The following is a 25,607-nucleotide window of genomic DNA, read 5'->3' on the forward strand; positions in this document are numbered from 1 at the left end:
TTTCCTGCAGCGATAAGGGGTTATAGAAGGGACTTTACATTACACAGCTTAACTTTAAGAATTTGCACCGGCTCTATTGAAGATTCATTAAGTTAGAATTTGTTAGGCTTTGTCGCTCATTTTTATGCGGTATGAGATTGTGAACCTGACAAATAAATTGATCGTTATTATTTTATTTTTCGTCTCGGTGGCAGCAGCTTCTGACAGCGCTGCGGCTGAGCAGGGATTTTTTAGTAAAAACTGGCAGATTCTTTCTGACAACGTGTCGCAAACCTGGCACGCCCCCGAGCATTACGACCTCTACGTGCCCGCCGTCACCTGGCACGCCCGTTTTGCCTACGATAAAGAAAAGACCGATCGCTACAACGAACGTCCCTGGGGAGCAGGCTTTGGGCAGTCCCGCTGGGATGAGCACGGCAACTGGCACGGCCTCTATCTGATGGCGTTTAAAGACTCTTACAACAAGTGGGAGCCGATAGGCGGTTACGGCTGGGAGAAGACCTGGCGGCCGCTGGCCGACGACAATTTCCATCTTGGGCTTGGTTACACCCTGGGCGCCACCGCGCGCGATAACTGGAAGTATATTCCTGTGCCGGTTTTACTGCCGCTGGCGTCGGTAGGCTACGGTCCGGCTACCTTCCAGATGACCTATATTCCGGGTACCTATAACAACGGGAATGTCTACTTCGCCTGGCTGCGATTTCAGTTTTAAATGCGTTGAAAAAGAAGCGGTGTAGCCAGAGATTTTACCTACCCCGTTGTAGGTAAGCAGAGACGTCTGGCAGGAGGAAAAATTCGCGACTTTTGTCACTTTTTCGCATTTCCGGACTGGACAAAATGCACCGCAATTGTTGTACTGATCCCCGACACAGCATTTGTGTCTATTTTTCATGTAAAGGTAATTTTGATGTCTAAGATTAAAGGTAACGTTAAGTGGTTTAATGAGTCCAAAGGCTTTGGTTTCATTACTCCGGAAGATGGCAGCAAAGACGTGTTCGTACACTTCTCTGCAATCCAGAGCAACGGTTTCAAAACCCTGGCTGAAGGCCAGCGCGTTGAGTTCGAAATCACTAACGGTGCCAAAGGCCCTTCTGCTGCAAACGTAATGCCTGTCTAAGGCGCTACTGGCAGAATATAAAAACCCGCTAAGGCGGGTTTTTTTTCGTCTGTCGTTTACCCGTTGCCTAAACGAAGAGATATGCCTTCAGAAAACAGAGCACCACGAGCGCGCTTAACAATAATGCACTCCCACCCATAACCCGTTCTTTTATCGCCATGCCCGTACCCTCCAGTAAGATGCTACGGATACTGGCAGACAAAGATTAAGCGAACATTAACCCGGCAACGTTTAGTGGCTGGCCGCCAGGGAAACTAACCAGAATGCGATCGCGGTCATCATAAATGAGCCCAGCATGTTCACCAGCACGTTGAGGCCCGCCCAGGCCAGGCGTCCATCCTGAAGCAGGTAAACGACCTCCGCAGAAAAAGTCGAAAAGGTGGTCAGCCCGCCGCAGAAGCCTGTCGTGATAAGCAGTTTCCAGACGGGGTCAAGGTGGGTAAGGCGGCTGAAGGTTGCCAGGCCCAGGCCAATGATAAAAGCGCCGATCAGGTTCGCCGTCAGCGTGCCCAGGGGCAGGGCGCCGTGCACCGGATTGAGCTTCATGCTCAGAAACCAGCGCAGCACGCTGCCGGTTCCACCGCCAATAAAGACTGCCAGGAGGATCTGTAGCACGGGGTTTTCTCACTCTTTCTGTCTCAGAGACCGGGAGTGTAGCGCTCACCCAATCTGTTTTACACCCTATATACTGAAATTAATCATCACCTTTTGGGAAGCGGATATGAAAGTTGCGGTAGGGCAATTTGCAGTTGGCAAGGACTGGCAGGCAAACGCGCAAACGTGCGTGGGGCTGATGGCGCAGGCTGCGTCGGCGGGGGCAGATATGCTGGTGCTGCCGGAAGCGCTGCTGGCTCGTGATGATAACGATCCCGATCTGTCGGTCAAATCAGCCCAGGCGGCGAAAGGGGAGTTTCTGACCATGCTGCTTGCCGAGGCCAACAAAAATGCGCTGACGACAATACTGACGCTTCATGTGCGGACTACCGAGGGCAGAGCAGCCAATACATTGTTTGCTGTGCGCGGCGGTGAAGTGATTGCCAGCTATCAAAAAATCCATCTCTATGACGCGTTCAGCATGCAGGAGTCGCGGCTGGTGGATGCGGGCGCGCAGATCCCCCCGCTGATTGAGGTTGCCGGCATGCAGGTCGGCCTGCTGACCTGCTACGATCTGCGTTTCCCTGAAATGGCTCTGAGCCTTGCCCTGGCGGGTGCCGAGGTGCTTGTTCTTCCCGCCGCCTGGCTGCGGGGCGCGCATAAAGAGTTACATTGGGCCACGTTATTGATCGCACGCGCCCTTGATACTACCTGTTATGTGGTAGCATCCGGTGAATGCGGCAACAGAAACATTGGTCAGAGTAAGGTCGTCGACCCGCTGGGGGTGACGATTGCCGGTGCTGCGGAGGCACCCGCCCTGTTTTATGCGGAACTGGAGAGCCAGCGCGTCGCGGACGTTCGCGCGATGCTGCCGGTGCTTAAAAACCGTCGCTTCATGAATCCCGTGCTGGGCTGATGTTTTTTTAAACAGCGCTTGATTCACCTTGTTACAGATTGCTATTGTGTTGCGCATGCTTTTGTTCGTTAATTAGCTCAGATTATTTTTCGCCGTCCCCGCGGCAAATTGACTTAAGAAGGTAGGTATGGGAGAGATTAGCATTACTAAGCTGCTGGTAATCGGCGCACTGATTGTATTGTTATTTGGCACCAAGAAGTTGCGCTCACTGGGCGGCGATCTGGGTACGGCAATCAAGGGCTTTAAAAAGGCCATGAATGATGACGAAACCCCTGCGAAGCCAGCCACCGGCGCTGAAGTGCCTGCGGAGCGCATTTCGCACAAAGACTGATTCCGCGACGATATTTTGTCCAGGGAATAAAAAAACCGGCACTCAGTGGCCGGTTTTTTATTGTCTCGACGGTCATGTGTAACCGTCTGTAACGAGTTTACTTCACTTCCATGCCTTTAGCCTGCAGGTCAGCGTGATAGGAAGAGCGAACGAACGGGCCGCAGGCCGCGTGGGTAAAGCCCATCGCCAGCGCTTCCGCTTTCATCTCTTCGAACTCATCCGGGCTGACGTAGCGCTGCACCGGCAGGTGATGGCGGCTTGGCTGCAGGTACTGGCCCAGCGTCAGCATGGTCACGCCGTGGCGGCGCAGGTCGCGCATTACCTCAACGATCTCTTCGTTGGTTTCACCCAGCCCGACCATCAGACCCGATTTGGTCGGAATATGCGGATGGGCTTCTTTGAAGCGCTCAAGCAGCTTCAGCGACCAGTTGTAGTCTGCACCCGGGCGCACTTTGCGATAGATACGCGGCACGTTTTCCAGGTTGTGGTTGAAGACGTCGGGCGGCGTAGCGGTGAGGATCTCTAAGGCGCGATCCATACGTCCACGGAAGTCCGGAACCAGCGTTTCAATTTTAATGGTCGGGTTCTTTTCACGGATGGCCGAAATGCAGTCCGCGAAGTGCTGCGCACCGCCGTCACGAAGGTCGTCACGGTCAACGGAGGTGATAACAACATAACGCAGCGCCATGTCGGCAATCGTCTGCGCCAGCTTGACCGGCTCGTTAGCATCCGGTGCAACCGGACGGCCATGGGCCACGTCACAGAACGGGCAGCGGCGGGTACAAATTGCACCCAGGATCATAAAGGTCGCCGTGCCGTGGTTGAAGCATTCCGCAAGGTTAGGGCAGGAAGCCTCTTCGCAGACGGAGTGCAGACCATTTTTACGCATGGCGGCTTTGATACCCTGAATGCGGGTGGAGTCAGAAGGGAGTTTGATTTTCATCCATTCTGGCTTTCTTAACAGCTCCTGGCGCTCGGTGACCACGTTTTTAACCGGGATCAGAGCCATTTTGTCGGCGTCGCGGTACTTAACGCCGCGTTCCATTACGATGGGTTTACTCATATCGTGCGTGTTCCAGTTGCGGATAACGAAGTCAGGCTGATGGAATTCAAGTTAGTGTTATATTTATCAACTATTTTTGAATTTTCGCGCACGAGTATAGCATCACTCCCGGGGCGAAATCAGCCACGCCGTGCAGGAAACGGGGAAAGAATTGTAAATGAGTTGTTGTTTTCTGTGCCGGGGAGGTTAACAACGGCCTGCCAGCCCCCTGCTGCGTCTGCAAGAGGCCTGCTGTCTAGCTGGTCTGGAACTCGTTTCGCACCGCGTCGATCACTTCCTGCAGCACCGTGTCGCGCATGCTGAGCTTATTGAAGTGCAGATTGTAGTCGATGCTGGTCGTCGTAAAGATTGCGCTCTGAATTTCACGCAGCCCGAAGGTCTCTCTGAACATCTCAAACAGCCTGAACGGCATAAAGCCGATCAGATCGCTTGAGCCCAGTACCGAAGCCACGGTCACGAAATTATAGCTGCCAAAGGTAATTTGCCGCTGCGGGAAGTATTCGCTGACAATCTGACGGATATCGCGCAGCAGGTCATCCTGCAGGATCAGGAAGGTGTGGCCAGCCTCGCGCATATCTTCCAGCGTCTGGTAAGACTGCAGCACTGGATGATCCTTACGGCAAACCGCGATGATTCTGTCTTCAAAGAGCTTCTGCGTGGCGATGCTGCGTCCGGTGTGGTGGTTAACGTCAATCAGCATGTCCGTCTGAAACTGAGCAAGCTGTGTTTCGCCCTCGGTCACAGGAATATTGCGGATGAGCAGCTTGGAATTCACGCGCTGAATAACTGAATATATTTTCGGGATCAGTAAAGCGCCCACGGTGGGCTGAGTAGCAATAGTTATCGTACGCTGTTTGCCAAAAGAATTATTAATATCCAGCGCGCTGAGAATGGATTCCAGCCCCTGGCTAATATATTCGTGCAGATGTGCCGCATAGGCCGTGGGGGCAACGCCTTGTCCCTTCCGAATAAAGAGCGGATCGGGAAAAATAAGCCGCAGCTTCTGAATAGACTGACTGATTGCGGACGGTGTTAAGTTCAGCACTTTCGCCGCGTTGACAATGCCTTTATGCACGTAAACGGCTTCGAATATCGTCAGCAAATTGAGATCTACATTACGTAATGTTTTAAAAACTGGATGATTATTCTTATCGTCTCGATCCATGACTTTATTCTCTGATGTTGGGGGGGTACCCATGCTCAGTCTCCAGATTCATTCGCCTGATGAATGGTTTCTCATGCTTGAAGTTTCTAATCGCTTGCTCCAAGTGTAGCAACTCATCCTCTCTGGAGGATGATAATGTCAAAATGAGAGTGGCCTGTTAAACGACCGGGGAGCCTTGAGCAGGTGTAAATGCTCTGTTGGTAGTGTAGCTGAACAAATCATTAAGCAGTGGATGATAATAATTTGGCAATGAAAATGGAATACGCAAATTCCTAAAGTAATGCGGGGAAGAACTGAAGAACGGCTTATTTTTTCATGGAAATCCCCGTATTCACGGGGAGTCATTAATTATTAATATAATCAAAAGGGGGATTATTCAGCAGCGTCATTAAATGTTTAATAAGCAGCGGCTGAATATCCTTAAGTGAAATCTCTTCGCGCAGCGTTTTGACCTGCGTCATCTCAAGCCCGGCATAGCCACAGGGGTTTATGCGCAAAAACGGGCTGAGATCCATATCCACATTCAGCGCCAGGCCGTGAAACGAGCAGCCTTTACGGATGCGCAGCCCCAGCGAGCAGATTTTACGGCCGTCAACGTAGACACCCGGCGCATCGGCACGGGGATAAGCCTCGATACCCAACTCTGCAAGGGTATTTACTACCGTTTGCTCAAGGACGGTCACCAGATCGCGCACGCCAAGCTTTCTGCGGCGCAGATTCAGCAATACGTACATTACCTGCTGGCCGGGCCCGTGGTAGGTCACCTGACCGCCGCGATCGCTTTGAATCACCGGAATGTCGCCCGGTACCAGAACATGTTCGGCTTTCCCCGCCTGCCCCTGGGTAAACACAGGATCGTGCTCTACAAGCCAGAGTTCATCGGCAGTGGTTTCGTCGCGGGTATCGGTAAAGTCATGCATGGCCTGAGAGACAGGCTCGTAAGGTTGACGGCCAAGCTGGCGGATCAGAATGGTATCTTGAGACAAAGTACTGTCTCCGGCTGGAGGTAAAAGAGAGGGGGAGTATATCACAGCGTAAAAAATTTACCCGGCCGGGGCCGGGTAACGGCATTACAGCACCATACGAACGATTTCGATATTGCCCAGCTCTTCGTACAGCGTTTCAACCTGTTCAATATGGGTCGCTGTGATGGTGATGGAAACCGAGTGGTAGTTCCCTTTGCTGCTTGGTTTGACCTGCGGCGTGTAGTCACCAGGGGCGTGGCGCTGCACCACCTCAACGACCAGATCAACCAGCTCCGGCTTCGCGAGGCCCATCACTTTGTAAGTAAACGGAGTCGGGAATTCGAGCAGTTCTTTAAGGTTGGTTTTCATGGTAGCTCCAGCGTGACGGCATTAAAAAATAAACTCCCGCAGCGGTGTGCGGGAGTTGCAGTGATGAACAGTATATGGGGACGTTCTTCACACTTTCAAGTGTTCAATTATTAACCGAACCAGTGGTGGAACATCAGTTTGATGTAGTCGATGATTCGGCTAAAGAAATTCCCTTCCGGCATCTCCTGCAGCACCACTAACGGACGCTGTTCGATGGTTTTGCCATCGAGCTGGAAGTTGATGGTGCCGACAACCTGATTTTTCTGCAGCGGGGCATGCAGCTCAGGCGTGTTCAGCACGTAGCTGGCTTTCAGGTCTTTCATGCGGCCACGTGGAATGGTCAGGTAGACATCTTTGTCTACGCCCAGCGACGCGTGGTCGTTATCACCAAACCAGGCCGGCTCAGAAGCAAACTCTTTACCTGCCTTCAGCGGGGAAACCGTTTCGAAGAAGCGGAAGCCCCAGGTCAGCAGCTTTTTGCTTTCCGTTTCACGACCTTTATAGGTGTGACCGCCCATGACCGCAGAGATCAGGCGCATCTGGCCTTCGGTTGCGGAGGCGACAAGATTATAGCCTGCGGCATCCGTGTGGCCGGTTTTAATACCGTCAACGTTCAGGCTCTTATCCCACAGCAGACCGTTACGGTTCATCTGGCGGATATTGTTAAAGGTGAACTCTTTTTCCTGGTAAATCTTGTATTCGTTAGGCACGTCGCGGATCAGCGCCTGGCCAATCAGCGCCATATCGCGCGCGGAGCTGTACTGTCCGTCAGCGTCGAGGCCGTGGACGGTCTGGAAGTGGGTGTTTTTCAGGCCCAGCGCAGAGACGTAGCTGTTCATCAGGCCAACAAATGCGTCCTGGCTGCCGGCCACAAAATCGGCCATTGCCACGCAGGCGTCGTTACCGGACTGCAGGTTAATCCCGCGAATCAGCTGCGATACAGGGACCTGCATGCCGGGCTTAAGGAACATCAGGGATGAGCCCTTAAAGACCGGGTTGCCGGTTGCCCACGCGTCGTTGCCGACGGTGACCACGGCGTTTTCATCAAACTTGCCGGCTTTCATTGCCTGGCCGATGACGTAGCTGGTCATCATTTTGGTGAGGCTTGCCGGATCGCGGCGCGCGTCGGCGTTGGATTCCGCCAGCACTTTTCCTGAGTTGTAGTCGATCAGGATGTACGCTTCCGCATCAATCTGCGGGACGCCTGGGATCATCGCTTTAATATTCAGGTCGTCAGCATGGGCGGAAGCCAGAGCCGTAAGGGCGAAGGCCGTGGAAAGCGCCAGGCGCTTAACAAAACGTACAGATAGGGCTGTATTCATGATAAGAACAACGACATCCGTGATGGAATTAAAAAAGTGCCTAACTATAGCAAAAGCGTTTTTTACTGGCATCCGTCTTTGCGCATGATTTGTTAATGGTGTTTACACAAATTTACGCGTGGAGGATGCCGGTTAACTTAGCTTACATAGCAGGTGCGTTTGTAATAAATGACTGCTGCTGGGCTTCGCTCATCAGGCGCTGTTGCAGGGCGGCTGCCTCGCTACGGCTGCCAAACGGCCCCAGCTGTACACGGTACACGGCACCATTGCTGGACACCGCGCCGGGAACGCCAAACTGCTGGCTTAATTTTTGCTGCCACTGCGTCGCCCGAGCTTTATCGCTCACCGCGCCAACCTGCACAACATAGCGGCCAGTGGCTGCTGCTGCTGCTGCGGGAGCGGCTGCTGGCGCGGCTGTCTGCGTGCTGCCTTGCACTGAACCCGGCGCAGTTACAGGAGCCGCCTGCGTGCCTGCCGCTACGGGAGCGGCACTCTGCGTGGCAGCCGGGGTGGCCGCTACAGGCGCCGCCGCGGCTGGCGTCGCTTCAGGTTCGTTAGTTTCCACGACGCCTGAAGCCAGTGGCGTTGCCGCCCCAAGGAATCCGCTGCCGCTGACCGGTGCACCGGTTGCGTCCGCTGGCTGCAGCGTCGAATTGCTGATAGCGCGCACGTCGCCCTGAGGCGCATCGGCAGGGGCTGAAGAAACGCTACCCATGCCGGTGTTTAAGTCCGGGCGAGCGGGCAGGGCGTAGGTTTGTTTAGCGATAGTGGTACAGGCCGTACCGGGACCCGACATTGTGCCGTCCTGCGCGACAATAATGGGATCGATACGGACTTTCGTATTGTTCGAGGTATTCAGACGGTCAGCCGAAGCGCGGGAAAGCGAAATCACGCGATCGTTGCCGTAAGGACCACGGTCGTTAATGCGCACCACAATCATGCGGCCGTTAGCGAGGTTCGTGATACGGGCATAGCTCGGGACAGGCAGCGTCGGATGCGCGGCGGTTATCGCCATCGCGTCAAACGGCTCGCCTGAGGCGGTCAGGTTGCTGCCCGGCTCTGCATCATAGATAGCCGCAAGACCCGTCTGGCTGAAATTTGTCGGGTTTTGCACGATCTTGTAGCTTTTGCCGTTATTTTCATAATCCTGATTTACAGAAGGATTTGGCACTTCATAGCGCGGCTCGGCACCGCTAATCTCAACGATCGGGCCGTTACAGACTGCCGGCTGCGGCTGCTGGGGCACCTGCTGTTGCTCGTCATCACCTGACGAACAGCCAGCCAGAATGGCGGCTGCTACAAAAATCCCTGGCCAGTACTTAACCATTGCGCACCTCGTTACACGCTTTTCGACAACATCTTCCTGTGGGTGTGGATCGACATCACGATACCAAACCCGGCCATCAGAACGATCAGGGCTGAACCCCCGTAGCTCACCAGCGGCAACGGCACGCCGACCACCGGTAAGATACCACTAACCATGCCAATATTTACAAATACATATACGAATAAAATTAGCATCAGGCCGCCAGCCATAACCCGGCCAAATGTCGTCTGCGCCCGGGCGGCAATATACAACCCGCGCATGATGAGCAGCAGATAAAGCGCCAGCAGCACCAGCACGCCCACCAGCCCCAGCTCTTCGGCCAGTACCGCAAAGATAAAGTCGGTATGGCGCTCGGGAAGAAACTCAAGCTGCGACTGGGTTCCGTGCAGCCAGCCTTTGCCGCGCAGCCCCCCTGAGCCTATGGCAATTTTAGACTGAATAATGTGGTAGCCCGCACCCAGAGGATCGGTTTCCGGGTCAAGCAGCATCATTACGCGGGCCCGCTGATAGTCGTGCATCAGGAAGAACCACAGAATCGGGATGAAGGCGGCAACCAGCAGCACCGCAACGCCAATCAGGCGCCAGCTCATGCCCGACAGGAAGAGGACAAACAGGCCGGATGCGGCCACCAGGATGGATGTGCCCAGGTCAGGCTGAGCGGCAACCAGCAGGGTTGGCATGAAGATCAGCACCAGCGCGATCCCGGTATTCTTCAGCGTTGGCGGGCAGACGTCGCGGTTAATAAAGCGCGCCACCATCAGCGGGACGGCAATTTTGGCAATTTCGGAAGGCTGGAAACGCACGATACCCAGATCGAGCCAGCGCTGTGCCCCCTTCGAGATGGCGCCAAAGGCATCTACCGCAATAAGCAGAATGATACAAATAATATACAGATAGGGTGCCCAGCCTTCGTACACGCGAGGCGGGATTTGCGCCATGATGACCATGACCACCAGGCCCATCAGGATCTGACCGATTTTACGCTCCATCATCCCCATGTCCTGACCGCTGGCGCTCCAGACGACCAGCGCGCTGAACACCAGCAGGGCGAGCACGGTAATCAGGAAAAGCGGGTCGATGTGGATTTTGTCCCAAATCGACCTTTTGTTTGGATTATCAGTCATGGTTATTGATCCTCAGAGCCGGGTGCGGCGGGCGCCTCAGCCGGCAACTCCGTATTGTTATCCCCTAACATCAGGTGGTCGAGGATTTGACGCATTATTGTTCCCACTGCCGGTCCGACGCCGCCGTTTTCCAGGATGATGGTCACGGCGTACTGCGGTTTGTCGTAAGGAGCAAATGCGGTCATCAGCTTGTGGTCGCGCAGGCGCTCGGCAATTCTGTGCGCGTTATAGGTTTCGTTGGCCTTCAGACCGTAGACCTGCGCAGTACCTGACTTAGCCGCGGCTTTGTACGGCGCGCTGGCGAAGTATTTATGGGCGGTACCGTTCGGACGGTTGGCTACACCGTACATCCCGTCCTTCGCAATTTCCCAGAAACCGGAGTGGATGTCGCCCACCGGCGCTTCTACCGGCTGCTTCCATGGCACCTGCCTGCCGTTTTCCGTGGTGCTCATCAGCAGGTGAGGGACGCGGACGATACCGTCGTTAATCAGGATCATCATCGCCTTGCTCATCTGAATCGGCGTAGCCGTCCAGTAACCCTGGCCGATACCCACCGGAATGGTGTCACCCTGATACCACGGTTTTTTAAAGCGTTTGAGCTTCCAGTCGCGGGTTGGCATGTTGCCCGAGCGCTCTTCAGAGAGGTCGATGCCCGTGTAGTGGCCGTAACCGAATTTGTTCATCCACTCGCCGATGCGGTCGATGCCCATGTCGTAGGCGACCTGATAGAAGAAGGTATCCGCTGACTCTTCCAGCGCCTTGGTGACGTTCAGGCGGCCGTGGCCCCAGCGTTTCCAGTCGCGGTAGCGTTTTTCGGAGCCTGGCAGCTGCCACCAGCCCGGGTCAAACAGAGAGGTGTTGCGGTTGATGACGCCCGCGCTCAGTGCCGACACGGCCATGTACGGCTTAACCGTGGATGCAGGTGGGTAGATGCCCTGGGTGGCACGGTTGATAAGCGGCGTGTTGGGGTCGTTCAGCAGGCCAGAATAATCTTTCGAGGAGATGCCATCCACGAACAGGTTCGGGTTGTAGCTCGGCATCGACACCAGCGCCATAATCCCGCCGGTACGGGGATCTGTCACCACCACGGCGGCACGGCTGCCCGCAAGAAGCGTCTCAATGTAATTTTGCAGCTTAAGATCGATGGTCAGGGTGATATCGTGCCCGGCCTGCGGCGGCACCTCTTTCAGCTGGCGGATAACGCGGCCCCGGTTGTTAACTTCAACCTCTTCATAGCCGGTCTGGCCGTGCAGCACGTCTTCGTAATAGCGTTCGATGCCCAGCTTGCCGATGTCGTGCGTGGCGGCATAGTTGGCGGTTTTTCCGTCTTTATCCAGGCGCTCTACGTCTTTATCGTTAATTTTTGATACGTAGCCGATGACGTGGGTCAGTGCGGAGCCATAGGGGTAATAGCGGCGTTTGTAACCTTTAACTTCGACGCCCGCAAAACGGTACTGGTTAACGGCAAAGCGCGCCACCTGCACTTCCGTTAGGTTGGTTTTAACGGGAATCGAGGTGAAGCGGTGCGAGCGGGCACGCTCTTTTTTGAAGTTGGCGATGTCCTCATCGGTAAGGTCAACCACCGGACGCAGCGCCTCAAGCGTGGCCTGCACATTGTCGACTTTCTCCGGCATCATTTCAATCTGGTAAATGGTGCGGTTGAGCGCGAGGGGCGTGCCGTTGCGGTCATAGATGATCCCCCGGCTTGGTGCGATCGGGACCAGCTTAATGCGGTTTTCGTTCGAACGGGTCTGGTAGTCGGTAAAACGGACGATTTGCAGATTATAAAGGTTGGCGATAAGGACGCCGGTTAGCAGCAAAATGCCGACAAAAGCGACCAGCGCCCGGCGCACAAAGAGCGCAGACTCTGCCGTATAGTCGCGAAAGGAGTTCTGTAGTTTCATCCGCAGGTCTGTTCTACCAAGGTCGTTGTTTACTCACGGTGATAGGGGTGATTGGTCGTGATGCTCCATGCACGATAGAGGCTCTCCGCGACTAACACCCTTACCAGCGGATGGGGAAGCGTTAACGTCGAAAGCGACCAGCTCTGTTCCGCTGCGGCTTTACACGCGGGAGCGAGGCCCTCAGGCCCACCAATCAGCAAACTGACATCACGACCGTCCTGCTTCCAGCGCTCAAGCTGCGTGGCGAGATGCGGGGTATCCCACGGCTGACCGGGGATATCCAGTGTGACGATGCGGTTGCCTTTGCCCGCAGCGGCCAGCATCATTTCGCCTTCTTTTTCAAGAATGCGTTTGATATCGGCGTTTTTGCTGCGTTTTCCTGCCGGGATCTCAACGAGTTCAAAAGGCATATCTTTAGGAAAACGACGCAGGTACTCGGTAAAACCGGTTTGTACCCAGTCCGGCATTTTGGTTCCGACCGCCACCAGTTGAAGCTTCACGCATTAACCCCAGAGTTTTTCCAGTTCGTACAGCTGGCGGCTCTCTTCCTGCATGACGTGCACGATCACTTCGCCCAAATCGACGACGATCCAGTCAGTGGCGGTGATGCCTTTTACGCTCAGCGCATCAATGCCTTCTTTACGGGAAGCTTCTACAACGTGTTCAGCAATGGACATCACGTGGCGGTTGGAGGTACCGGTGCAGACGATCATGCAGTCGGTGATGCTTGATTTGCCCTGAACGTCAATTTTGATGATGTCCTGGCCTTTGAGGTCGTCGATCTTGTCGACGATGAAATCCTGGAGTGCTTTACCCTGCAAGTGTGTTCCCCCTGGGAGAATTAAAGTGTTCGATGTCGCCCGTAGCTAAAGCCAGTATACCTGTCAGGCGTGGCGTTAGTTTCCGAAAAATGGTCATGGGGCGCTCAAGGTGGGCTATCATCCCACCGAGTGGCCTGCTTTGCATCGCCATTTTTGTAAAACTGTTTTTGGTAAGTCATGCATTCGGGCAGGAAATTATGGCAGCGGAGCATAACAGCCTGAGGGGAAGAGTCAATGGCTGACAACTTTAACTCACGCGGGGTTTTGTCAACGCCGGGCATTCTGCACGATTGTTGAGGGTTTTCAGCGTAGCGAAGCCTTCATGAATATCGACGGTGCTCCATGCCCCCTGCTCAATGGAAAAATGCCACAGCGATGCGGCAGGCATATTAAGCAGCGTGGCGAGCATCAGGCTCAGCACGCCCTGATGGCTGACTATCAGAATATTTTCGTTGCTGGCCTGCGACTTTATCTCATCGCAAAATGCCGACACTCGTTTTGCAAAAGCCTGAAAGCCTTCTCCGTTGCCGGGAACCACGTTCTGCCAGTCCGCGCACCAGGCGGCGTAGTTTTCTGCGTCCGCAAGCTGGAGTTCGCTGTGGTGGCGCATTTCCCAGTCGCCGAAGTTCATCTCATTCAGACGCGGGTCGACTATCGCTGGTGTGTTTAGCTGCTGCACTATCAGCTTTGTGGTGTGCTGTGCGCGGCCAAGCTCGCTGCAAAGAATTTTATCGAAGGAAACGGCCTGTAGCATTTTTCCGACGGCCTGCGCCTGGCTTACGCCCAGAGCCGTGAGTTCGGTTTCCGATATGCCGCTATAGAGGCCCGCCAGGTTGGCGTGCGTTTGCCCGTGACGAACCAGCCATAATGTTGTCATGTTGCCTCCGGCATGCCGCAATTAGCGGTAGAGATGGTGCTGGTTGATGTATTCGAGGACGGGTTGGGGCACGAGATCGTCGCATGACAAACCTTGCTCCAGCCGCTGGCGAATCGACGTGGCGGAGATGTCGTACAGCGGAGTTTGTGCCAGGAAAATCTTTCCGGCGGGCGCGCTGTGTAGCGCTTCCGGGCAGGTGGTGACGTGGCTGTCCAGCCAGTTTTGCTGTTCTGCATTATCCATCGCGATCGGATATCCCGGACGCTGGCATACCAGCAGGTGGCATAAATCAAGCAGCGCTTCCCAGCGGTGCCAGCGGTGCAGGCTCAGCAGCGAGTCCTGACCAATAATAAACGCCAGCGGCTGCCGATCGCCCCGTTCGGTGCGAACCTGCTCAAGCGTTTCAACGGTGTAAGAGGGCGTTGAACGCTGAAGCTCGCGGTCGTCCAGGCTGAACAAAGGCAGTCCGGCAACGGCAAGTTCAACCATTTCCTTACGCTGCTGGCTGCTCGCTTCGGGCTGTGGGCGATGGGGAGGAACGTTGTTCGGCATAATCGTCACCTGATGAAGCGCGACCTGTTTTGCCAGCGCCTCAACGGGTTTCAGATGCCCATAGTGGATGGGGTCGAAGGTGCCACCGTAAATGGCGCACAGCGGAAGGCGCGGTTCAGCCATCGATAAAAATTTCCGGCAGCGCTTTGTGGCAAAGCAGCAGCGAAAGCCCTTCCAGATCCGCCCACACCGACTGGCCGTAATCCTGTTTTAACGTCAGCTCAATCTGGCTTAGCAGGCGTACGGCCTGGTAGAGCTGCTCTTCAGAAAGCCTGTTCAGCGCTTCGGTCACCATCGCGCGGCGGTTTTGCCAGACGCGCTGCTGGTCGAACAGCGTGCGCAGAGGCGTGGTCGCCGACTGGCGCTTGAGATTGACCAGCTGCATCAGCTCGCGCTGGATGGTGCGCAGCAAGATAACCGGCTCGCTTGCCTCGAGGCGAAGCTGCTGAAGAATGTGTATCGCGCGCTTGCTCTTGCCGCCCAGAATGGCATCCACCCAGTGGAACGGGGTGAAATGGGCCGCATCGCTTACCGCCTGCTCCACTCGGGGCAGCGTCAGCTTGCCGTCCGGCCAGATAAGGGACAGCCGTTCCAGCGCCTGAGCCAGCGCCAGCAGATTCCCTTCGTAGCAGTAACAAAGCAGCTGGTTAGCCGCATCATCAAGCGACAGATTAAGCTGTTTAGCCCGCTGAGCAACCCAGCGTGGCAGCTGCGCGTGCTCCGGCGTCTGGCAGGTCACGACGACGCTTTTGTCCGCAAGGCTGGTGTACCAGGCGGCGTTTTCCTGCGCTTTGGTGAGCTTGTTGCCGCGCACGATGAGCAGCAGGTCGTCATGCAGCAGGCCAACCAGCGTTTCAAGCTGGCTGTTGATTGCCGCATTTGGGCCGTTTTCAGGAAGCTGGAGCATAAGCGTTTGCCGGGAGGCAAAAAGGCTCAGCGCCTGGCAAACGGCGAAAACCGCCTGCCAGTCCGTACCGGCATCAATTTGTACCGTGTGATGTTCTTCGAAACCGTGGGAAACAGCCGTCTGGCGGACCGCATCCTGGCTTTCCTGCAGCAGCAGCGGATCGTTACCGAGCAGCAGATACGCCGCGCGCAGCCCTTCATTGAGCTGCGCGCGGAGCTGTTCCGGGTACAAACGGATCATTGGCTACTGGTTGTTGATGGCAACGTTGTGGTGACGCGGCCAGAGGTTGCATCCGCAGCCGGTGCCTTTTTAGCAGCGGCTTCTTCAGCTTCTTTGGTTTCGGCAACGTCAGCCGTGTGGACCGCCATCAGTTTACGAATCAGCTGCTGGGCCGAGGTGGCGTACATCTCTTTGATAAGCAGATCCTGCTCGGCATCTTTTGCCAGCGCCGTCAGCGGGTTATCGAAGAACGATTTGTACACTCTCGTGCTGATTGGGTAGATATCGTGGTTCGGGATCAGCACCTGGGCGTTGACCGTCATCACCATTTGATACTCTGCGGTACGACCATCCTGGAAGATCGAGGCGGTATCCTGGCTGTTGGTACTGCTTATGATACGCAGGGATGGAATATCTTTGCGCACGCCAGTACCGGTGTCTTCCACAATGGTTACGCCGTTAAGACGCAGCTGAGAGCGGATTTCACGCGTTAGCGGCCCGTTAGGGTCGCTGGAGTTCAGGATCAAAGTTTTCATTTCACTGGGTACCTGCGTGTTGCCACGCAGGTGAAAACCACACCCGGCGGTGACCAGCACCGCCACAGTAACTAACAAGGTCACAAAGGGATGTCGCACGGTTCCTCCTGCGCTTAGCCCACTACCAGGTTGAGCAGCTTACCCGGAACGTAAATCACTTTACGCACGGTGACGCCTTCAAGATATTTCGCGACCAGATGTTCCTGGCCTGCACGTTCACGAACCTGTGCTTCAGTGGCGTCCGCCGGGACGGTGATTTTGCCACGGACTTTGCCGTTAACCTGAACCACCACCAGCAGAGAGTCTTCCACCATCGCCTTTTCGTCAGCCTGCGGCCACGGCGCGTTGTCGATTTCGCCTTCGCCGCCCAGCGACTGCCACATGTCGAAGCAGACGTGCGGGGTAAACGGATAAAGCATACGCACCACCGCCAGCAGCGCTTCGCCCAGCAACGCACGATCCTGCTCGCTTTCCTGCGGCGCTCTCGCCAGCTTGTTCATCAGTTCCATAATCGCGGCGATGGCCGTGTTAAAGGTCTGACGACGACCGATATCATCGGTGACTTTAGCGATAGTTTTATGAACGTCGCGGCGCAGGGCTTTTTGATCTTCATTTAATGCGGCAACATCCAGCGCCGGCGTAGCGCCACGGCTGGTATGTTCGTAGGCCAGTTTCCAGACGCGTTTCAGGAAGCGGTTAGCCCCTTCCACACCGGATTCCTGCCATTCCAGCGTCATGTCCGCAGGCGCTGCAAACATCATAAACAGACGAACGGTATCCGCGCCGTAGCGCTCAACCATCACCTGCGGGTCGATGCCGTTGTTCTTCGACTTCGACATTTTGCTCATGCCAGCATAGACCAGTTCGTTGCCCTGTGCGTCAGAGGCTTTGGTGATGCGGCCTTTTTCGTCGCGCTCTACGATGGCGTCGGTTGGGGAAACCCAGTTGCGCTCGCCGTTCACGCCGGTGTAGTAGAAGGCATCTGCCAGCACCATACCCTGACAAAGCAGCTGTTTCGCCGGTTCGTCAGAGGTCACCATGCCCGCATCGCGCATCAGCTTGTGGAAGAAGCGGAAGTAGAGCAGGTGCATGATGGCGTGTTCGATGCCGCCGATATAAATATCAACCGGCAGCCAGTAGTTTGCCGCTTTGGAATCGAGCATGCCTTTGTCGTACTGCGGGCTGGTGTAGCGCGCGTAGTACCAGGAGGACTCCATAAAGGTGTCGAAGGTGTCGGTTTCGCGCAGCGCAGGCTTGCCGTCAACGGTGGTTTTTGCCCACTCAGGATCGGCCTTGATCGGGCTGGAGATGCCGTCCATCACGACGTCTTCCGGCAGAATAACCGGCAGCTGGTCTTCCGGGGTTGGCATAACGGTGCCGTCTTCCAGGGTCACCATTGGAATCGGCGCGCCCCAGTAGCGCTGGCGAGAGACACCCCAGTCGCGCAGACGGTAGTTAACTTTACGAACGCCCACGCTTTTAGCGGCCAGTTTGTCCGCGATGGCGTTAAAGCCATTCTGGAAGTCCAGGCCGTCGAACTCGCCGGAGTTAAACAGGGTGCCTTTTTCGGTCATTGCGGAGGCGGACAGATCCGGCTCGCTGCCGTCGGCATTCAGAATAACCGGCTTGATCTGCAGGCTGTATTTAGTGGCAAATTCCCAGTCGCGCTGGTCGTGACCCGGAACGGCCATCACGGCGCCCGTGCCGTATTCCATCAGCACGAAGTTCGCAACCCATACTGGAACGGCTTCGCCGGTCAGCGGGTGAATCGCGTTAATGCCGGTGGCGACGCCTTTTGTCTCCATGGTTGCCATTTCTGCTTCGGCAACTTTGGTATTACGACATTCGTCGATAAATTCGGCAAGCGCAGGATTATTAACCGCAGCCTGCTGCGCCAGCGGGTGGCCCGCGGCGACCGCCAGGTAGGTCACACCCATAAAGGTGTCCGGACGGGTAGTATAGACAGTCAGCTTTTCAGCGCTGTTCTCAACGTCGAAGGTGATTTCCACGCCTTCAGAACGGCCAATCCAGTTACGCTGCATGGTCTTAACCTGATCCGGCCACTGGTCCAGCGTGTCCAGATCGTTAAGCAGTTCGTCAGCGTAAGCGGTGATTTTGATAAACCACTGGGGGATCTCTTTGCGCTCAACTTTGGTGTCGCAGCGCCAGCAGCAGCCGTCGATAACCTGCTCGTTGGCCAGCACGGTCTGATCGTTCGGGCACCAGTTAACGGCGGAGGTTTTCTTATAAACCAGCCCTTTGTTGTACAGCTGGGTGAAGAACTGCTGTTCCCAACGGTAATATTCCGGGGTACAGGTCGCCAGCTCGCGGCTCCAGTCATAGCCAAAGCCCAGCGTTTTCAGCTGGTTCTTCATGTAGTTAATGTTGTCGTACGTCCACGGCGCAGGGGCAGTATTGTTTTTTACCGCGGCACCTTCGGCAGGCAGGCCGAATGCATCCCAGCCGATAGGCTGCATGACGTTTTTGCCCAGCATACGCTGGTAACGTGCGATGACGTCGCCGATGGTGTAGTTGCGGACGTGGCCCATATGTAGTCGGCCAGAAGGATAGGGGAGCATGGACAGGCAGTAGTACTTCTCTTTGCCTTCGTCTTCGGTGACCTCAAAGGTACGCTTCTCTTGCCAGTGTTGCTGGACGGTGGATTCTATCTCTTCCGGGCGGTATTGCTCTTGCATGGCAGCCAGTGGTCCTGTAATGAAAGACAGCTACAAGTTGTAGCCTGTAACGTGTTAGGTTTCAGATCCGCATAGCATAGCTGATATGACAGCGGCAAAACAGCCTTTCGACACCCCGGCCGCCCATTTCTCCTTTGCAGTTTTTTACCTTGCCTGTGGGCAATCTAACAAAGCGATGCCCGATTAAGGTCTACTATTAGAGTAGGTTACATGACCTAAGAATGCAGGATTCTCTTCAAGGAGGCAGGCAGACGATGAATAAGGTGGCGCAATATTACCGTGAACTGGTGGCTTCGCTCACCGAACGGTTACGCAACGGAGAGCGCGATATCGACGAGCTGGTCGCCAGCGCGCGTCAACGCATGAACGAAACCGGGGAGCTGACCCGCACCGAAGTCGACGAGGTCACGCGCGCGGTGCGTCGCGATCTCGAAGAGTTTGCCCGCAGCTACAGCGAAAGCCAGGATGAATTTACCGACAGCGTGTTTATGCGGGTGATAAAGGAGAGCCTCTGGCAGGAGCTGGCTGATATCACGGATAAAACGCAGCTCGAATGGCGGGAGGTTTTCCAGGATCTTAACCATCACGGCGTTTACCACAGCGGCGAGGTAGTGGGGCTTGGGAATTTAGTCTGCGAGAACTGTCGTTTCCACCTGGCGGTCTATACGCCGGATGTGCTGCCGGTCTGCCCGAAGTGCGGGCATAACCAGTTTCACCGTCGGCCGTTTGAACCCTGATAAAACGAGCCTTCCTTGCGGAAGGCTCGCTGTTTTTAGAGCTTAGTGCAGTATTTTGGCGAGGAAGTCTTTCGCGCGTTCAGACTGAGGGTTATTAAAGAAGTCTTCTTTATTAGAATCCTCAACGATTTTCCCTTCATCCATAAAGATCACGCGGTTGGCCACTTTGCGGGCGAAGCCCATTTCGTGCGTCACCACCATCATGGTCATCCCTTCCTGAGCAAGCTCGACCATCACGTCCAGCACTTCGTTAATCATTTCCGGATCCAGTGCCGAAGTCGGCTCATCGAAGAGCATCGCAACCGGATCCATGCAGAGCGCACGTGCGATAGCCACGCGCTGCTGCTGGCCGCCCGAGAGCTGGGCCGGGTACTTATCTGCGTGGGCGGTGAGGCCTACGCGTTCGAGGAGTTTAAGCCCTTTTTTACGCGACTCCTCTTTGTTGCGCCTGAGGACTTTAACCTGCGCCAGCGTCAGGTTTTCAATGATCGACAGGTGCGGGAACAGCTCAAAATGCTGAAACACCATGCCCACATGCGAGCGCAGCTCGGCCAGATTAGTCTTTTTGCTGTTCACCTGGGTGCCATTAACGACAATTTCGCCTTTCTGCACCGGCTCCAGGCCGTTAACCGTTTTAATCAGCGTTGATTTGCCGGAGCCTGAAGGCCCGCACACCACCACCACTTCACCCTTTTTTACTTCGGTTGAGCAGTCGGTTAGCACCTGAAAGTGACCATACCATTTAGAAACATTTTTCAGGGAAATCATGACACTGTCCTTTTCTTCAAGTAGCTGACCAACAGCGAGGCGCTAAGACTGATAACAAAATAGACCAGACCGGCAAACAGGATCATTTCGACCTGGGTTCCGTCACGCTCGCCAATGGTCGAGGCGGTGCGGAAGAAGTCGGCGAGGCTTAATACGTAAACCAGCGAGGTATCCTGGAACAGCACGATGCCCTGGGTTAACAGCAGGGGCACCATGGCCCGGAAGGCCTGGGGCAAAATAATGAGCTTCATGGACTGCCAGTGGGTCATCCCCAGCGCCAGGGCGGCGTTTGACTGCCCGCGTGAAACGCTCTGAATACCGGCGCGAATAATTTCCGAATAGTAGGCGGCTTCGAACATCGAAAAGGCGACCATGGCGGAAATTAAGCGGATATCAGTTTGCGGCGACAGGCCCAGCACTTTTTGCAGGAAGCCCGGCACCACGAGATAGAACCACAGCAGCACCATGACCAGGGGCACGGAGCGGAAGACGTTAACGTAAGCGCTTGCAAACCAGGCGACAGGCTTGAAGGGTGACAGACGCATAACGGCAAGCAGGGTTCCCCAGATGATGCCGAACACCACCGCCGTAACGGTGATTTTCAGGGTAATGACCAGGCCCTGCATCAGATACGGCATGGCGGGAAGAATTGAAGTCCAGTCAAATTCGTACATTATTTGCCTCCCATATTGCCAGGCAGGCGAACCTTACGCTCAACCACATACATGATCAGCATAATGACGGCGTTGATCAGGACGTAGGCGAGGGTTATCGCGGTGAAGGATTCATAGGCGTGCGCGGAGTAATCCAGCAGTTTTCCCGCCTGCGCGGCCATGTCCACCAGGCCGATGGTCGAGGCGATGGCGGAGTTCTTCACCAGGTTCATCATCTCGGAGGTCATTGGCGGCACGATCACCCGGTAGGCGTTGGGCAGCAGAACGTAGCGGTAAGCCTGCGGGAGCGTCAGCCCCATCGCCAGTGCGGCATTTTTCTGACCGCGTGGCAGAGACTGAATGGCAGCGCGCACCTGCTCGCAGACGCGGGCGGCGGTGAACAGCCCAAGGCATATCATCGATGACAGGAAGAACTGCACGTTGGGATCGAGTTCGGATTTAAACCACATGCCGAGGTTTTCGGGCAGCAGCTCCGGCATCACTAAATACCAGGTAAAGAACTGCACGATAAGCGGCACGTTGCGGAAGAGTTCGACGTACAGCGTACCGATGCCGGAAAGCCAGCGGTTAGGAACGGTGCGAAGAATGCCAAACAGCGAGCCGACGAAGAAGGCGATGATCCAGGCGGTGACGGAAAGGGCGACGGTGACCTGGAAACCATTCCAGATCCAGCCCAGATAGGTGGTGTTGCCGAACGGGGCGGGCTGTAGAAAGATTCCCCAGTTCCAGTTTATAGACATAACGTACTCCGAGAAAAATTGAGGGTAGCAAGCAGCGCTACCCTCGAAGATTGATGAGAAGCTTATTTTTCACGCCGGATGGGGAACGGCCATCCGGCGCTTAGTCTGTCCGGGCTTCAGTTCGTCAATCGGGAGGGCGGGTTATCCCGGCCCCTTAGTTCTAATTAGTTCAGTGCTTTGTCGTTCGGCTCTTTGAACAGCGCTTTCATGTCGTCAGAGAGGGCAAAGTTCATATTGATGTTTTTTGGTGGGATCGGATTCATAAACCATTTATCAAACCATTTGGCCGCTTCGCCTGAGGTCTGGGCTTTGGCGATGGTTGCATCCACCAGCTTTTTGAATTCCGGGTCGTCTTTACGCAGCATACAGCCGTAGGCTTCGTGAGACTGCGGCGTACCAACGATATCCCAGTTATCCTGTTTCTTCGCTTTAGCGCGCTCGCCCGCCAGCAGGGCATCATCCATCATAAACGCCACCGCGCGGCCGCTCTCCAGCGTACGGAAGGAGTCGCCGTGGTCTTTGGCGCTGATGATGCGCATGTCCATTTTCTTCTCTTCGTTCAGCTTATGCAGCAGTACTTCAGAGGTGGTCCCGGAGGTCACGACCACCGCTTTCCCTTTCAGGTCAGCGAAGTCTTTAATCGCGCCGCCTTTCTTCACAAGTAAGCGAGTCCCTACTACGAAAATGGTATCGGAGAAGGCTGCCTGCTTCTGGCGTTCGAGGTTGTTGGTGGTTGAGCCACACTCAAAATCGAAGGTGCCGTTTTGCAGCAGCGGAATACGGTTTTGTGAGGTAATAGGGATCAGCTTAACCTTTAAATCTGGCTTGTTGAGCTGCTTTTTCACGGCTTCAACAATGGCGTTTGAGTAGTCCTGTGAGTAGCCGACAACCTTTTGCTGATTGTCGTAATAAGAGAACGGAACGGAAGACTCGCGGTGGCCGACGACAATCACGCCATTAGCTTTGATTTTGTCCAGCGTGCTTTGCGCGCCCGAGGCAGGTTTAGCGTCTTCAGCGTGTGCAAGACCGGCGCTCATCCCCATGACCAGCAAAGCCGGCGCTAGTTTTCTCAATTGCATTTCCAACTCCTTAATATGAGTGCCGGAAACGGCACCGATACCCGATGTGTGTTGTGTATTGTTTTTGTATCAAGCCGAATTAAACGGGCGAAATGTCGCCTTTTGTTAACATTTAACCTAGCTGAATGTAAAGAATTTGCTATGGAAATGTTTATTTTTGCGATGCGCGCCGCACCGTTTAGAGGCAAAAATCCGTCGTTGCACCATGCTGGTGCTGACGATGTCCCCCGATGGTGCAGCCGCACGTGACGGTTAACCGTCACGCCGCGCTACGGCGTTTTAATCAGGCTTGTCGTTGTTTTAACTTAGCAATTGATGTGCCAGAAATGAAAAAGGCCAGCGGGTTAGCTGGCCTTCTGGCTGGAGGGGGGATGGTTAATTCTTTTTGCGACAGCGCAGGCTGACGAGCACGGCACCGAAGGCGAAGACCAGCGTGAGGATCCACAGCGGCCAGTTGCCAAACCGGGCGTAAGGCGTCAGGCCCGTCGTTGGCGTGACCTTCGCTTCCAGCACTTCACGCCTGAACTGCGGGATCATCGCGTCAACGTCGCCGCTGGCGTTAATCACCGCCGTTACGCCGTTGTTGGTGCTGCGCAGCAGCGGACGCCCCAGCTCCAGGGAGCGCATGCGCGCCATCTGGAAGTGCTGCCACGGGCCGATTGATTTACCGAACCAGGCATCGTTAGAAATGGTCAGCAGGAAATCGGTGTCCGGGCGGAAGTTATCGCGCACCTGCTCACCAAGAATGATTTCGTAGCAGATGGCCGGCGTCAGCTTAATGCCGTTAGCCAGCAGCTGCGGCTGGAGATAAGGCCCGCGGCTGAAAGAGGACATGGGCAGATCGAAGAACGGGGCCAGCGGGCGCAGAATAGACTCCAGCGGGACAAACTCGCCGAACGGAACCAGGTGGTTCTTGTTGTAGCGGTCGGTGCTGCCGTAGCTGTATTTATTGCCTTCACCCAGCGTGATAATGGTGTTGTAGGTGTCGTAGCGGTTCTGCTTGTTCAGGCGCGCGTCCACGATACCGGTGATAAGCGAGCTGTGCTTCGAGCGCAGCAAATCATCCATGGTGGTCAGGAACTGCTGCTGGTTGATTTCAAGATCGGGAATGGCGGATTCCGGCCAGATGATCAGCTGGGCTTTTCCCATCTGCGGCTGGGTTTTATCCAGATAGATTTTTAACGTGTTCAGCAGCTGGTTTTCATCCCATTTCAGAGACTGAGGGATATCCCCCTGCACCATAGCCACGTCTACGGTGCGATCTTTTACCGGCTGGAACCACTGGATGCTGCGCAGCGGCCACGGCAGCAGCAGCAGGGCGGCGGCAATAATGGCCGGACGCCATTTGTGCTCATGCAGGGCATAAACAAGCAGGCCGCTGATGATCATCAGCAGGAAGGTGATGGCCTCAACGCCGAAAATGGGCGCCACGCCTTTCAGCGGGCCGTCAATCTGGCTGTAGCCGAACTGCAGCCACGGGAAGCCGGTCAGCACCCAGCCGCGCAGGAACTCTGTCGCCTGCCAGAGCATAGGGGCCGCAATCGCCACGCGCCACCAGGTTGTTTTTGGCCACAGCCTGCTGAGGAGACCGCCAAACAGCCCGGTATAAAGGGAAAGGTAGGCGGCCAGCAGCACGACGAGGAAGACGTTAACGAAGCCGGGCATACCGCCGAACTGCGCGATGCTGACGTAGACCCAGTTGATCCCGCTGCCAAACAGCCCCAGCCCCCAGAAGAAGCCTATCCATGCGCTTTGTATGGCGCGGCGGTTAAGCGTTAATCCTTGCAGACCAGCCAGCGAAACAATGGCAGCGGGCCAGAAATCATAGGGCGAAAAGGCCAGTGTCCCGCAGGCACCAAAAAGCAGCGCCAGCAGCAGGCGAATGCGCTGGCGTTGAAGTTGTAAAGCGATAGCCATCTTTAAATTAATCTTCCAGTTTCGGTTGCGGCGAATCGTCCGGCATTCTGACGTGAACCTGAATAATACGGCGGCTGTCGGCCATCGCGACCTTGAACTGGTAACCATCTATGTCGATGGTTTCGCCGCGCGCCGGCAGATGGCCGAACGCCTGCATCACCAGGCCACCAATCGTATCCACTTCATCATCATTAAAATGGGTGTCGAAGGTGTCGTTAAAATCTTCGATAGAGGCCAGGGCGCGCACCGTCCAGGTATGGCGGCTCAGCTGGCGGAAATCGCTGTCTTCTTCGTCGTCGTACTCATCTTCGATTTCACCGACGATAAGCTCGAGGATATCTTCGATGGTCACCAGACCCGAGACGCCACCGAATTCGTCAATCACAATCGCCATGTGGTAGCGCTGCTGACGGAACTCTTTCAGCATGCGGTCAACACGCTTACTTTCAGGGACTACAACCGCCTGACGTAATACCTTTTCCATGCTAAACGGCTCGGTATCGCTGCGCATAAACGGCAGCAGATCCTTGGCCATCAGAATCCCTTCAATATGATCTTTGTCTTCGCTGATCACCGGGAAGCGGGAGTGGGCCGATTCGATGATGACATCGAGGCACTCGTCCAGCGTCTGGTTGTGTTTGAGCGTCACCATTTGCGAGCGTGGGATCATGATGTCGCGGACGCGCTGGTCGGCAATATCCATGACCCCTTCGAGCATGTCGCGGGTGTCCTGATCGATAAGATCGTTTTGCTCAGAATCGCGGATTAGCGTCAGCAGATCGTCACGGTTTTTTGGCTCACCGTGAAATAGCTGGTTGAGAATAAGGGAGAAAAATCCCTTTTTACTGGCAGGCGTGTCACTGTTTTGTGAGTTGTCGTCGCTCATG

Annotated in this window: 27 protein-coding genes; 5 read left to right on the top strand and 22 right to left on the bottom strand. The window is 55.2% G+C overall.

Annotated elements, in window-relative coordinates; genetic code table 11:
- The first annotated feature begins 124 nt into the window (after window positions 1–124).
- Together pagP and cspE are read left to right on the top strand one after the other, a co-directional pair.
- A complete protein-coding gene (gene pagP, locus AAE045_RS07845) occupies window positions 125–712 on the top strand; it encodes a lipid IV(A) palmitoyltransferase PagP (protein WP_455547246.1) in 588 nt (195 codons plus the stop codon).
- A gap of 195 nt (window positions 713–907) precedes the next feature.
- A complete protein-coding gene (gene cspE, locus AAE045_RS07850) occupies window positions 908–1,117 on the top strand; it encodes a transcription antiterminator/RNA stability regulator CspE (RefSeq protein WP_007373839.1) in 210 nt (69 codons plus the stop codon).
- A gap of 231 nt (window positions 1,118–1,348) precedes the next feature.
- Here cspE and crcB read toward each other — a convergent pair whose 3' ends face one another.
- Window positions 1,349–1,732, bottom strand: coding sequence for a fluoride efflux transporter CrcB (gene crcB, locus AAE045_RS07855; protein WP_455547247.1), 384 nt, complete (start codon window positions 1,730–1,732; stop codon window positions 1,349–1,351).
- 106 nt (window positions 1,733–1,838) lie between these two features.
- On the opposite strand from crcB, the gene AAE045_RS07860 reads away from it, so the two are divergent.
- Entirely contained in the window at window positions 1,839–2,627 is a 789-nt protein-coding gene (locus AAE045_RS07860; RefSeq protein WP_455547248.1) for a deaminated glutathione amidase, read from the top strand.
- Between the two features lie 127 nt (window positions 2,628–2,754).
- Window positions 2,755–2,958 carry a twin-arginine translocase subunit TatE gene (gene tatE / locus AAE045_RS07865; protein WP_455547249.1) on the top strand — a complete coding sequence of 68 codons (204 nt, stop codon included), beginning with the start codon at window positions 2,755–2,757 and terminating at the stop codon, window positions 2,956–2,958.
- A gap of 97 nt (window positions 2,959–3,055) precedes the next feature.
- Here tatE and lipA read toward each other — a convergent pair whose 3' ends face one another.
- From lipA to leuS, 15 genes are all read right to left on the bottom strand, one after another.
- The gene (gene lipA / locus AAE045_RS07870) at window positions 3,056–4,021 is read right to left on the bottom strand and encodes a lipoyl synthase (RefSeq protein WP_455547250.1); all 966 of its coding nucleotides are present in this window, start codon (window positions 4,019–4,021) and stop codon (window positions 3,056–3,058) included.
- A gap of 235 nt (window positions 4,022–4,256) precedes the next feature.
- Entirely contained in the window at window positions 4,257–5,219 is a 963-nt protein-coding gene (locus AAE045_RS07875; RefSeq protein ID WP_455547251.1) for a YbeF family transcriptional regulator, read from the bottom strand.
- 311 nt (window positions 5,220–5,530) lie between these two features.
- Complete coding sequence (gene lipB / locus AAE045_RS07880) at window positions 5,531–6,172, bottom strand: lipoyl(octanoyl) transferase LipB (RefSeq protein ID WP_455547252.1); 642 nt, start codon at window positions 6,170–6,172, stop codon at window positions 5,531–5,533.
- Between the two features lie 84 nt (window positions 6,173–6,256).
- Entirely contained in the window at window positions 6,257–6,520 is a 264-nt protein-coding gene (gene ybeD / locus AAE045_RS07885) for a DUF493 family protein YbeD (protein ID WP_121267153.1), read from the bottom strand.
- A 110-nt stretch (window positions 6,521–6,630) separates the two neighbouring features.
- Window positions 6,631–7,842, bottom strand: a complete 1,212-nt coding sequence (gene dacA, locus AAE045_RS07890; RefSeq protein ID WP_455547253.1) for a D-alanyl-D-alanine carboxypeptidase DacA — start codon at window positions 7,840–7,842, stop codon at window positions 6,631–6,633.
- Between the two features lie 142 nt (window positions 7,843–7,984).
- Window positions 7,985–9,169 carry an endolytic peptidoglycan transglycosylase RlpA gene (gene rlpA, locus AAE045_RS07895; protein ID WP_455547254.1) on the bottom strand — a complete coding sequence of 395 codons (1,185 nt, stop codon included), beginning with the start codon at window positions 9,167–9,169 and terminating at the stop codon, window positions 7,985–7,987.
- Between the two features lie 11 nt (window positions 9,170–9,180).
- The gene (gene mrdB, locus AAE045_RS07900) at window positions 9,181–10,293 is read right to left on the bottom strand and encodes a peptidoglycan glycosyltransferase MrdB (protein ID WP_455547255.1); all 1,113 of its coding nucleotides are present in this window, start codon (window positions 10,291–10,293) and stop codon (window positions 9,181–9,183) included.
- Between the two features lie 2 nt (window positions 10,294–10,295).
- Entirely contained in the window at window positions 10,296–12,197 is a 1,902-nt protein-coding gene (mrdA, locus tag AAE045_RS07905; RefSeq protein ID WP_455547256.1) for a peptidoglycan DD-transpeptidase MrdA, read from the bottom strand.
- A gap of 29 nt (window positions 12,198–12,226) precedes the next feature.
- On the bottom strand, window positions 12,227–12,697 hold the full coding sequence (rlmH, locus tag AAE045_RS07910) for a 23S rRNA (pseudouridine(1915)-N(3))-methyltransferase RlmH (RefSeq protein ID WP_202303760.1): 471 nt from the start codon (window positions 12,695–12,697) through the stop codon (window positions 12,227–12,229).
- A 3-nt stretch (window positions 12,698–12,700) separates the two neighbouring features.
- On the bottom strand, window positions 12,701–13,018 hold the full coding sequence (rsfS, locus tag AAE045_RS07915) for an RsfS/YbeB/iojap family protein (protein WP_455427357.1): 318 nt from the start codon (window positions 13,016–13,018) through the stop codon (window positions 12,701–12,703).
- A gap of 247 nt (window positions 13,019–13,265) precedes the next feature.
- On the bottom strand, window positions 13,266–13,895 hold the full coding sequence (locus AAE045_RS07920) for an adenosylcobalamin/alpha-ribazole phosphatase (protein ID WP_455547257.1): 630 nt from the start codon (window positions 13,893–13,895) through the stop codon (window positions 13,266–13,268).
- A 21-nt stretch (window positions 13,896–13,916) separates the two neighbouring features.
- Complete coding sequence (gene nadD, locus AAE045_RS07925) at window positions 13,917–14,570, bottom strand: nicotinate-nucleotide adenylyltransferase (protein ID WP_455547258.1); 654 nt, start codon at window positions 14,568–14,570, stop codon at window positions 13,917–13,919.
- The gene (holA, locus tag AAE045_RS07930) at window positions 14,563–15,594 is read right to left on the bottom strand and encodes a DNA polymerase III subunit delta (RefSeq protein ID WP_455547259.1); all 1,032 of its coding nucleotides are present in this window, start codon (window positions 15,592–15,594) and stop codon (window positions 14,563–14,565) included. The genes nadD and holA overlap by 8 nt, the downstream gene beginning before the upstream one ends.
- Window positions 15,591–16,208 (bottom strand): LPS assembly lipoprotein LptE, encoded by a 618-nt coding sequence (lptE, locus tag AAE045_RS07935; protein ID WP_455547260.1) that lies wholly within the window; start codon window positions 16,206–16,208, stop codon window positions 15,591–15,593. The genes holA and lptE overlap by 4 nt, the downstream gene beginning before the upstream one ends.
- Window positions 16,209–16,222: 14 nt before the next feature.
- Complete coding sequence (gene leuS / locus AAE045_RS07940; protein ID WP_455547261.1) at window positions 16,223–18,805, bottom strand: leucine--tRNA ligase; 2,583 nt, start codon at window positions 18,803–18,805, stop codon at window positions 16,223–16,225.
- A 254-nt stretch (window positions 18,806–19,059) separates the two neighbouring features.
- On the opposite strand from leuS, the gene AAE045_RS07945 reads away from it, so the two are divergent.
- Window positions 19,060–19,542, top strand: a complete 483-nt coding sequence (locus AAE045_RS07945; protein WP_455547262.1) for a zinc ribbon-containing protein — start codon at window positions 19,060–19,062, stop codon at window positions 19,540–19,542.
- A gap of 42 nt (window positions 19,543–19,584) precedes the next feature.
- Here AAE045_RS07945 and AAE045_RS07950 read toward each other — a convergent pair whose 3' ends face one another.
- The 6 genes from AAE045_RS07950 to corC form a co-directional block, all read right to left on the bottom strand.
- Entirely contained in the window at window positions 19,585–20,310 is a 726-nt protein-coding gene (locus AAE045_RS07950; RefSeq protein WP_455547263.1) for an amino acid ABC transporter ATP-binding protein, read from the bottom strand.
- On the bottom strand, window positions 20,307–20,984 hold the full coding sequence (gltK, locus tag AAE045_RS07955; RefSeq protein ID WP_455427365.1) for a glutamate/aspartate ABC transporter permease GltK: 678 nt from the start codon (window positions 20,982–20,984) through the stop codon (window positions 20,307–20,309). Before gltK ends, AAE045_RS07950 begins: the two co-directional genes overlap by 4 nt.
- Window positions 20,984–21,724, bottom strand: coding sequence for an amino acid ABC transporter permease (locus AAE045_RS07960; RefSeq protein WP_455427366.1), 741 nt, complete (start codon window positions 21,722–21,724; stop codon window positions 20,984–20,986). The genes gltK and AAE045_RS07960 overlap by 1 nt, the downstream gene beginning before the upstream one ends.
- Window positions 21,725–21,888: 164 nt before the next feature.
- Window positions 21,889–22,803 carry a glutamate/aspartate ABC transporter substrate-binding protein gene (locus AAE045_RS07965; RefSeq protein ID WP_455547264.1) on the bottom strand — a complete coding sequence of 305 codons (915 nt, stop codon included), beginning with the start codon at window positions 22,801–22,803 and terminating at the stop codon, window positions 21,889–21,891.
- Window positions 22,804–23,178: 375 nt separating this feature from the next.
- Entirely contained in the window at window positions 23,179–24,720 is a 1,542-nt protein-coding gene (gene lnt / locus AAE045_RS07970; RefSeq protein WP_455547265.1) for an apolipoprotein N-acyltransferase, read from the bottom strand.
- A gap of 7 nt (window positions 24,721–24,727) precedes the next feature.
- Window positions 24,728–25,606, bottom strand: coding sequence for an HlyC/CorC family transporter (gene corC, locus AAE045_RS07975; protein WP_455427369.1), 879 nt, complete (start codon window positions 25,604–25,606; stop codon window positions 24,728–24,730).
- Window position 25,607 lies beyond the last annotated feature (1 nt).

It is taken from the genome of Dryocola clanedunensis (genome assembly GCF_038405435.1).
In the GTDB taxonomy this organism is placed as follows: domain Bacteria; phylum Pseudomonadota; class Gammaproteobacteria; order Enterobacterales; family Enterobacteriaceae; genus Dryocola; species Dryocola clanedunensis_A.